The sequence below is a fragment of the Elstera litoralis genome, assembly GCF_000963705.1.
Classification (GTDB): Bacteria; Pseudomonadota; Alphaproteobacteria; order Elsterales; family Elsteraceae; genus Elstera; species Elstera litoralis.
Map to the genome: position 1 here is coordinate 1 of NZ_LAJY01000238.1, position 8,052 is coordinate 8,052.

9 protein-coding genes and 1 tRNA gene are annotated in these 8,052 nt (G+C 63.4%); 5 read left to right on the forward strand and 5 right to left on the reverse strand.

Annotated features, from left to right (window positions below):
- Positions 1 to 141: 141 nt before the first annotated feature.
- The 3 genes from tyrS to VZ95_RS10080 all read left to right on the forward strand — a co-directional run bounded on the left by tyrS (position 142) and on the right by VZ95_RS10080 (position 2,338).
- On the forward strand, positions 142 to 1,398 hold the full coding sequence (tyrS, locus tag VZ95_RS10070; protein ID WP_045775726.1) for a tyrosine--tRNA ligase: 1,257 nt from the start codon (positions 142 to 144) through the stop codon (positions 1,396 to 1,398).
- A 76-nt stretch (positions 1,399 to 1,474) separates the two neighbouring features.
- The gene (locus tag VZ95_RS10075) at positions 1,475 to 1,993 is read left to right on the forward strand and encodes an EndoU domain-containing protein (protein ID WP_045775727.1); all 519 of its coding nucleotides are present in this window, start codon (positions 1,475 to 1,477) and stop codon (positions 1,991 to 1,993) included.
- Positions 1,994 to 2,077: 84 nt separating this feature from the next.
- Complete coding sequence (locus tag VZ95_RS10080; protein ID WP_045775728.1) at positions 2,078 to 2,338, forward strand: hypothetical protein; 261 nt, start codon at positions 2,078 to 2,080, stop codon at positions 2,336 to 2,338.
- Here VZ95_RS10080 and VZ95_RS10085 read toward each other — a convergent pair.
- From VZ95_RS10085 to VZ95_RS10100, 5 genes are all read right to left on the reverse strand, one after another.
- On the reverse strand, positions 2,309 to 3,268 hold the full coding sequence (locus VZ95_RS10085) for a Tom20 family protein (protein WP_198148213.1): 960 nt from the start codon (positions 3,266 to 3,268) through the stop codon (positions 2,309 to 2,311). The two genes, VZ95_RS10080 and VZ95_RS10085, sit on opposite strands and share 30 nt — an antisense overlap.
- Positions 3,226 to 3,564, reverse strand: a complete 339-nt coding sequence (locus VZ95_RS25470; protein ID WP_198148214.1) for a hypothetical protein — start codon at positions 3,562 to 3,564, stop codon at positions 3,226 to 3,228. Before VZ95_RS25470 ends, VZ95_RS10085 begins: the two co-directional genes overlap by 43 nt.
- Positions 3,565 to 3,573: 9 nt before the next feature.
- Positions 3,574 to 4,221, reverse strand: coding sequence for a hypothetical protein (locus tag VZ95_RS10090; protein ID WP_045775730.1), 648 nt, complete (start codon positions 4,219 to 4,221; stop codon positions 3,574 to 3,576).
- Between the two features lie 125 nt (positions 4,222 to 4,346).
- Positions 4,347 to 4,423: transfer RNA gene (locus VZ95_RS10095), tRNA-Pro, on the reverse strand.
- Between the two features lie 66 nt (positions 4,424 to 4,489).
- Positions 4,490 to 5,506, reverse strand: a complete 1,017-nt coding sequence (locus VZ95_RS10100; protein WP_045775731.1) for a polyprenyl synthetase family protein — start codon at positions 5,504 to 5,506, stop codon at positions 4,490 to 4,492.
- Between the two features lie 240 nt (positions 5,507 to 5,746).
- Between VZ95_RS10100 and VZ95_RS10105 the strand changes: the two genes are divergently transcribed.
- Together VZ95_RS10105 and VZ95_RS10110 are read left to right on the forward strand one after the other, a co-directional pair.
- Positions 5,747 to 6,478, forward strand: a complete 732-nt coding sequence (locus VZ95_RS10105; protein WP_232302593.1) for a tRNA1(Val) (adenine(37)-N6)-methyltransferase — start codon at positions 5,747 to 5,749, stop codon at positions 6,476 to 6,478.
- Positions 6,479 to 6,566: 88 nt separating this feature from the next.
- Positions 6,567 to 7,934, forward strand: a complete 1,368-nt coding sequence (locus VZ95_RS10110; RefSeq protein WP_045775733.1) for an MATE family efflux transporter — start codon at positions 6,567 to 6,569, stop codon at positions 7,932 to 7,934.
- The last annotated feature ends 118 nt before the right edge of the window (positions 7,935 to 8,052 follow it).

Below are 8,052 nucleotides of genomic sequence, written 5' to 3' on the forward strand. Positions count from 1 at the left end.
AAAGGGCTTGCCCTTTGGCGAGCTTTTTCTTTAGATCAAGCCCCGTTTCCGCCAGTCAGTCGGGAAAAAGGGATTCTTAAGGGCCAATCGGCTTAAGCGGGGTTTGGGGCAGCGCCCCAWTGTTTTTCAAGGAATGCAAAAATGAGCGTATTGGCGACGTTGGAAGCTCGGGGCCTGGTCCATCAGAAGACGGCTGAGGATTTGGGTGCGGTTTTGGCAGCGGGGCCGATCACGTTCTATAATGGCTATGATCCGACCGCGACCTCGCTGCACGTTGGGCATTTGCTGCCGCTGACCTTGATGAAGCATATGCAGCGCGCGGGGCACCGGGTGATTGCGCTGATTGGCGGCGGTACGGGGTTGATCGGTGATCCTTCGGGCAAATCGACCGAGCGGAATTTGCTGACGGCGGAAACCGTGGCGGAGAACGGGCGGCTGATCCACGCCCAGGTGACGCGCATTCTTCAAGCCGACGACAATCCGCCGATCTACGCCAATAATCTCGATTGGCTGAGCGAGGTGAACCTGCTCGATTTCCTCCGGGATATCGGCAAGCATTTTTCGGTGAATGCGATGATCCAGCGCGATTCGGTGAAATCGCGGTTTGATCGCGATGGCGAGGGGATTTCCTTTACCGAATTCACGTACTCGCTGCTGCAATCCTATGATTTCTTGGAGTTGCATAAGCGCTACGGTTGCACGCTGCAAACCGGCGGGTCGGACCAATGGGGCAATATCGTTTCCGGCACCGATCTCATCCGCCGCGTGACCGGCAACCGCGCCTTTGGGCTCACGGTGCCGCTGCTGACCAATTCGGACGGCAAGAAGTTCGGCAAGTCGGAGAAGGGGGCGATCTTCCTCGATCCGGCGCTGACCAGCCCCTATGCCTTCTATCAGTTCTGGCTGAATTCGGCGGATGCGGACGTGCAGCGCCTGCTGCGCCTGTTCACCGATATTGAGCTTGAGGAGATCGACGCGCTCGATACCAACTCCGGCGCGCGGCCCGCGCAACGCTTGCTGGCGGAGACCCTGACGGGCGACATTCACGGCGCGGACGCGCTGGACGGGGCCAAGAAAGCCTCCGATGCGCTTTTCTCTGGCGCGATCCAAGGGCTGCCGGTGGCAACGCTTCTAGAGATTTTTGCGGACGTACCCGCTGTCACTCTGCCACAAGGCCGCGTCGCCGATGGGGTAGCGCTGACCGATCTTTTGACGGAAACCGGGCTCACGGCCTCGAAGGGCGATGCCAAGCGCCAGATTCAGCAAGGGGCCGTGCGCCTGAACGGCGGCGAGCCGGTCGCGGGCGAACCCGTGCTGACGGCGAATGATTTCATCGATGGAACCGTGCTGGTGCTGCGCAAGGGCAAGAAGAGTTACGGGCTCGTGCGGGTCGGTTAATTCGTATTTTGGTATGCTCCTGTTGCCCTTTATGCGAGTGTGATCTTCCGATCAATACAAGCGAAGAGGGCGTTCGATGCGATATTTTGGAGCAAACTTAGGGCTCGTTGTTCTGTTTACGGTGGCGGCCAGCGGTGCCCAAGCTGCCTGTTCACTGCCGACCTGGAGCGGCGGCTCGGTCCCGGTTAATCAGGAGCATGTTTTTTGCGGCGAAATCACGGGGGGCACGCCAAAAGGCTATCATTCCGCCACGGTGATTCCGCCCGCTGCGGGAAAAACGGTGGTGAGCATCAGTGGCATCGCACCGATCAGCAACGGCCTCTATAATGCCACGCCACGGTTCAGCAATGGCTCGACCAAGCTCTCGACCTTCTTTCCCAATGCCTGCACGCAAGCGCAGATCGTGACGTCGGTGCAATATGCCTATGCCCATAATGGGGGGCCAGTGGCCCCTTGGGGGATTTCGGGCATGTCGGCACCGCCCACGGGCGGCGCGGCCTATTGCCTGAATAGCGCGGGGCAGGCTTTCGAGATTCGGATGGGAACGATTGGCTCCGGCAGCAGTTTGAAAATTAATACCGCGTTTCCCCGCTAATCTGACGTAGGTAGCACCGATGATCGAGATTACCCGCACACCGGAAGGCATTTACGGGTAACGCCGGGCACGGTGCCGCCTCTTTTGGCCGATTTTTTAGAAACGGATATTGGGCTCTATACGCCGCGTGCCGAAGAGATTTTGGCGGCGCTGCGGGACAAAAACCGGGCGGTCGAGGTGAGTTTCTATGGCAATCTCTATGCGCTTCGGTTAACCGCGACCGAGGCGGTGGTGAGTGGGTTGTTCGACGAAACCCTATCGCTCACCGTGCCGCTCGAGCCGTTTGACGCCCTGGTAAGCCAGTGGCACGCGGCTTTACTCGGGCGTAGCGACCCGGTCGATTAAGGCCCGCAACCACTCCCGCTCCCGATACGCCTCAATCCCCGGCAGGGTGAGCAGCGTCGGGCCATCGGGCAGATCCTGGCAGTCTTCCAGGGCGATCTGGGCGGCCTCTTCATCGCCGAGCAGGGCGTGGACGATAGCTTCGTGGAAGGTGTGGCGGTGGCCGCGCGCCGTGGCCGCAGCGCTATACGCGGCCAGCGCTTCGTCGAAATGCAGATCGGCTTCGCCGTCGCGAACCAACCGGGCGTGCAGCAAATGGGCATTGCCGAGGGTGGTGAGCAGGGCCGCGTCGCGCCGCTCGGTCATATCGACGGCTTCCTGGAACCGGCTGAGGGCAACGAACAGCAGCCGGGCCGCGTCGCGCTCGCCGACATAGCCCGCCATTTCGATTAAGCTTTTCCCGTGTAGAACCCGAACTTCCACGGCCTCGGGCAGCAGGCTGACGGCGTCGTTCGCCATCAGGGCGGCTTGCTTTGCCAGCGCAAAGGCGGCGTCCTCATCCTCGGTCGTATGGGCACCGCTCAGCAGCATTTCGGCGAGGGCAGGGATCGTTTTCTTCAGTTCCGGCAGTTTCGGCACGGCGGCGCGCAGCAAGGTCACGATGCGCTGAAGGCGGGTGGCGACATTATCGGGGTCGAGGCGCGCGCTGACTTGCAGGGCATCCAGCAACGGCAGGAGGGTGACGACCTGCATTGGGGCCGCTTTATAGCGGGCTTCGGCGGCGGCAAGCTCGGCGTCGATCGCGTCTAGCCGATCATTGGAAACCTCGCTCGCGCTGGCTTCGACCAGCGCCAGCAACAGTCGCGACTGAGTGAGGGCGAGGCGGTTCAGGGAAATATCGAGTTTCTGCGCTTTGCTGAGTGCCGCTTCCGCCCCACGCAGCAGATCGATCAGCGGCGTGGCCCCGGCATCGGCCAGCCGCAACAGGGCCATTCCCATCGCCTGCCACAGTCGCCCATCGTCGGGCGCGCGCTCAATGGCCTCGTGCAGCATATCTTCGGCGGCTTCGAGCGCCGGGAGATCCTCGCTTCGGCGGCGACCAGCAAGAAGGACGCGCGCGTGCCCAACACAAGCGCCTCGCTGGCCGCGCCCGCCTTAAGTTGCCGTTCCAGGCGGTTCTTGGCGGCTTCCAGCGAGACTTCTTGATCGAGCGCCGCCCGGGCGACTTCCAGAAGGCTGCCAGCCTCCAGGTGTCGCGCCGGGACCGGCCACAGTAAAGGCGTGGTCATGGGCGAAAGTTAGGCTTCCTCCGCCGGTTCCCACGGCAGGGGGATTTCGGCTTCCGTGCCCAGCAGGCGGCAGAGCGTAATCAAATCGGCTTCCGTCGTATCCGGGCTGGTGTGGAGTTCCGGGATCGACAGGAAACGCCCGTCTTCCGGCAGATCGCACAGGGTGCTGAGGATTTCGGACGGATCGTCCAACCCTTCAAGGTCCGCGCCATTCAGGTAATCCAGGCAGACGGCCAGCAAATCGGCGAAATCTTCGTCCGATTCGAACACTTCCGAAATATCGGCGGCGTCGATGGTCACATACTCAAGGCCCGAAGCGCGCAAAACCTGGATGAGCAGGTCCTTATGGTTCGACAGGCTCCCACGACCAGGGTAGGCGGCTTCGAGGCGCGGAACAGTGCGCTCTAGCCGGGCAATCGCGTCGGTCACTTTGGCGAGCGGGGCCGTGAGCTGCGCCATCTCTTCGTCGCCGCCCTCAACGTCGGTGGCGACCATTTCGGCTTGATAGAGTTGCTCGGTGCCGAACAGGCAGAGCCACAGCAGCGGAATATTTTCCTCATCGACGGCCAGCGCCTTGAGGGTGATGCCTTCATCGGCCTCGGGGCTGGGATAGATCGTCTCTTGATCGCAGGCGAGCAGGAAGGCGAGGCGGGCCATGACTGGTCCTTTCGGGCAGATAAGATGAGGCCACCATAGGCGAAACTGCCTGGGGTGGATAGAGCCGAGAGGCTTTCGGACCCCAAAACAAAACCGCCGCCCCGGTTTCCCAGGGCGGCGGCGATTGGTCGGAGTGAGAGGATTCGAACCTCCGCTCTCTTGCTCCCGAAGCAAGCGCTTTACCAGGCTAAGCTACACTCCGTCAGTCTACCCCCGCTCGGGTTTTGCGCGGGAGAGGGCGGCTGTATAGCGCCCCCATGCCGCAGCGTCAATAGCCCCGCGAAACGGCAAAATCGATGGCTTCCATCAGACTGCTTCGAATCGCAATATCCGGGAAGCGCGCAAGCTCGGCTTTGGCGGCGTCGCCAACGGTGCGGGCGCGGGCGACGGTTTCGCGCACGGTGCCGTATTTTTCGATCAAGGCTTGGGCATTGGCAAGGTCGGCGTCGGTCTGGTCCAGGTCTTCGATCGTGCGATGCCAGAAGGCGCGTTCTTCCGCATTGCCGCGCGCATAGGCGAGAATCACGGGCAGCGTTACCTTGCCCTCGCGGAAATCATCGCCCACGGTTTTCCCCAGCGCGGCCTCGCTTGCGGCGTAATCCAAGGCATCGTCGATCAACTGAAAGGCGACGCCAAGGTTAGTGCCGAACCGGCGTAGGGCCTGAATTTCGTCTTCCGGCCGGTCGGCGACCACAGCGCCCACTTCGGCGGCGGCGGCGAAGAGCACGGCGGTTTTCGCCCCGATGACCTCAAGATATTGCGCTTCGGTGGTCGCAAGGTCGCCGGTGGTCAGAAGCTGATGCACTTCGCCTTCGGCAATGACGGCGGAGGCTTCGGAGAGCACGGCCAGCACGCGCAAGGAGCCGTCTTCGACCATCAGTTGAAAGGCGCGGGAGAAGAGAAAATCGCCCACCAGCACGCTCGACTTATTGCCGAAAATGGCATTGGCCGAGGCTGCGCCTCGGCGCAGCAAACTATCGTCCACCACATCATCGTGCAGCAGCGTTGCCGTGTGGATGAACTCGACGCAGGCAGCGAGTTTCTGGTGCCGGGTGCCCTGGTATCCGCAGAGTTGGGCGGCTGCCAGCGTAATCAGCGGGCGCAAGCGCTTGCCGCCCGCTGCGATCAAATGGCTGGCCAGTTGCGGGATGAGGGCGACGGGACTCTGCATCCGGTCGAGAATGATCTGATTGACCGCCGCCATATCCGTCGCCACCAGCGCGACGAGGCGATCCAGAGACGGGGCCGCCGGGGCAGTATCGGGCGAGGGCAGGGGTCGGGTCATGGCAGCGCGGCAATCCGTCTTTGGTTCGGGGCCTTGGTTAGGGCCTTGAGGCCGGTCTCACGTCTCGACGGGCGAGGTGCAAGCCCTTACTCTTCAGTCACATCCTTGCGGCGGGAGCATAGGCGGCGTACCCGCAGGGTCAAGTCAGATATGCCCGTGCGGCTGGTAACAAAGGCAAATCCTCGCGTGATCCCCCCCGATTCTCTCACGGAAACTCCCTTTTACGGCGGAAAGCTGCGCTTGCGGCAGCCAAGCACCGGCTATCGCGCCGCCATCGACCCGGTTTTGCTCGCGGCGAGCCTTGCGCCTCGGGCGGGGGCTGTTCTACTCGATTTAGGCTGCGGCGTTGGCGCGGCAAGCCTGTGCCTGCTGGCGCGGCGGCCCGATGTGGCGGTGATCGGCGTCGAGATCGATCCGCTTCTGGCCGAGCTTGCGCGCCAAAATGCCGCGCTCAACGGTTTTAGCGACCGCTTCACGGTGATCGACGGCGCGGCGGAGGTATTGACGGCCCAGGCGCTGCCGCCGATTGCGGCGCTGTTCAGCAACCCGCCGTTTCACGATCCGGCGGCGACGCCCTCGCCGGAAGCGCGGCGGGCGCGGGCGACTCACGGCGCGCTTCTGAGCGATTGGACGGCGCTTGCCGCCCGGCTGCTGCCCCATCGCGGTACCTTCAGCCTGATCTATCGGGCCGATGGGCTGGCGGAGGTTCTGGCGGCGCTGACCGGCGAGACTCGGTCCGGCCCGCGTTTCGGCGGCATTCGCGTCGCCCCGCTGTGGCCGCGCGCTGGAAGCCCGGCGAAGCGGCTGCTGATCCAGGCCAGCTTGGGGAGCCGCGCGCCGTTGGTGCTTCAGTCCGGGCTCGTGCTGCATGGCGCGGGATCGGCCTATACGCCGCAAACCGAGGCGATTTTGCGCGGGGAGGCGGCGTGGGAAATGCCTCCAACTGCGCCGGTTTCGGATATTACACCTTGACTATGTAGTCAGGTCGGGGTTCGACTACAGCCTCTCGTTGCTGGTGCGTGGATACTATGCTTCCTATTAGTCTTTGTCGGGGTTGCGCGTGAGCGGTTTGCCCCTCTCAATTCCAGCCCAGGCGATGCAGTCGCTACGCCTTGCGATCCCGATTATCGTCGGGCAATTGGCGCTCGTCGGCATGAATCTGGTCGGAACGCTGCTGCTCGGGCGGATCGGCACTGACGCGATGGCGGCGGGGGCCTTGGGAAGCGCCTTCTTTTTTTCCGCCGCCGTCATTGCCAATGGGGTGCTGTCGTCCACCGGCGTGATGGTGGCGCAGGCGGAAGGCCAGGGCGACTCGCGGCGGGCGGCTGGATATGCCCAGCGCGGCGTGCTGCTGGCGATGCTTCTGGCGGCCCCTGCCGGGGCTTTGCTTTTCTGTGCGCCCTATTTTCTGGCGGCCATCGGGCAAGAGCCGACGCTGGTGGCGCTCACCGGGGAGTATCTCCAGGCGCTTGCGCCGGGGATGCTGCCCTATGCCATCGTGCTGGCCTTACGCTATTTTCTGGCGGCGATTGAGCGCCCGTTGATCGGCACGATCATGGCGATCTTTGGCGTGCTGGTGGAACTGCTGGTCGGGCACGCGCTGCTGTCGGGCTGGGTTGGCGCGCCGATGGGGGTGGCCGGAGTCGGGATTGCCGTCATGGCCGGGTGTTTTGCGATGATGGGCGGCATGCTGCTCTACTTGCGCTTTGCGGCCCCGGTGCGCGCTTATGGGCTGCATCGGCGCGGATTGGCGACGGCGGGCCAATTGGCCGATCTCTGGCGCATCGGCTGGCCTATGGGCGTGGCTTTTGGCGCGGAAACGCTGTTTTTTATGCTAACGACGACGCTGGCGGGGTTTTTCACCCAAGCCGAGGTTGCGGCCCATAGCATCGGCTATCAGAGCATCACCACGGCGTTCATGATCGCCGTCGGCCTTTCGCACGCGACGATGGTGCGCGTGGCGCGCGCGGCGGGGGAGGGCGACCTTGTGGCGGTGCGCCGGATCGGTTGGGCCGGGATCGGCCTCGGGATCGTTGGCATGGGCGGAACTGGCCTGTGTCTTGCCGTCGGCGGGCGCTGGATTGCCGCATTGTTTCTTGATCCCACCAAACCCGATGCGGCGGCGGTGTTCGATTTCGCGGCACCCCTGCTGGTGATCGCGGCGCTGTTCCAACTCTTCGACGGCACCCAGGCGATTGCCGCCGGGGCCTTGCGCGGCCTGAAGGATTCGCGCGGACCAATGGTGATCGGGTTGATCGCCTATTGGCCGATCGGCATGGCGAGCGGGGCGATTCTCGGCTTTTGGCTCGATCTGCGCTTGGTCGGCCTGTGGAGCGGCCTTGCCCTCGGCCTTGCGGTGGCAGCGGTGGCGCTCACCGTGCGCTTTCATCTGAAATCGCGGCGCTTGCCAGAACCCGCGAAAGGGTGAAAAGTGACGTCATGTTCGGCTTCTCTCTCGGAAAACTCCTTGTTCTCGTTGTCGCCTGCGTCGTCGGCTGGATGCTGCTGACCAAGCTGCGCGCGGTTCCGCCCGCAACCCGCCGTGC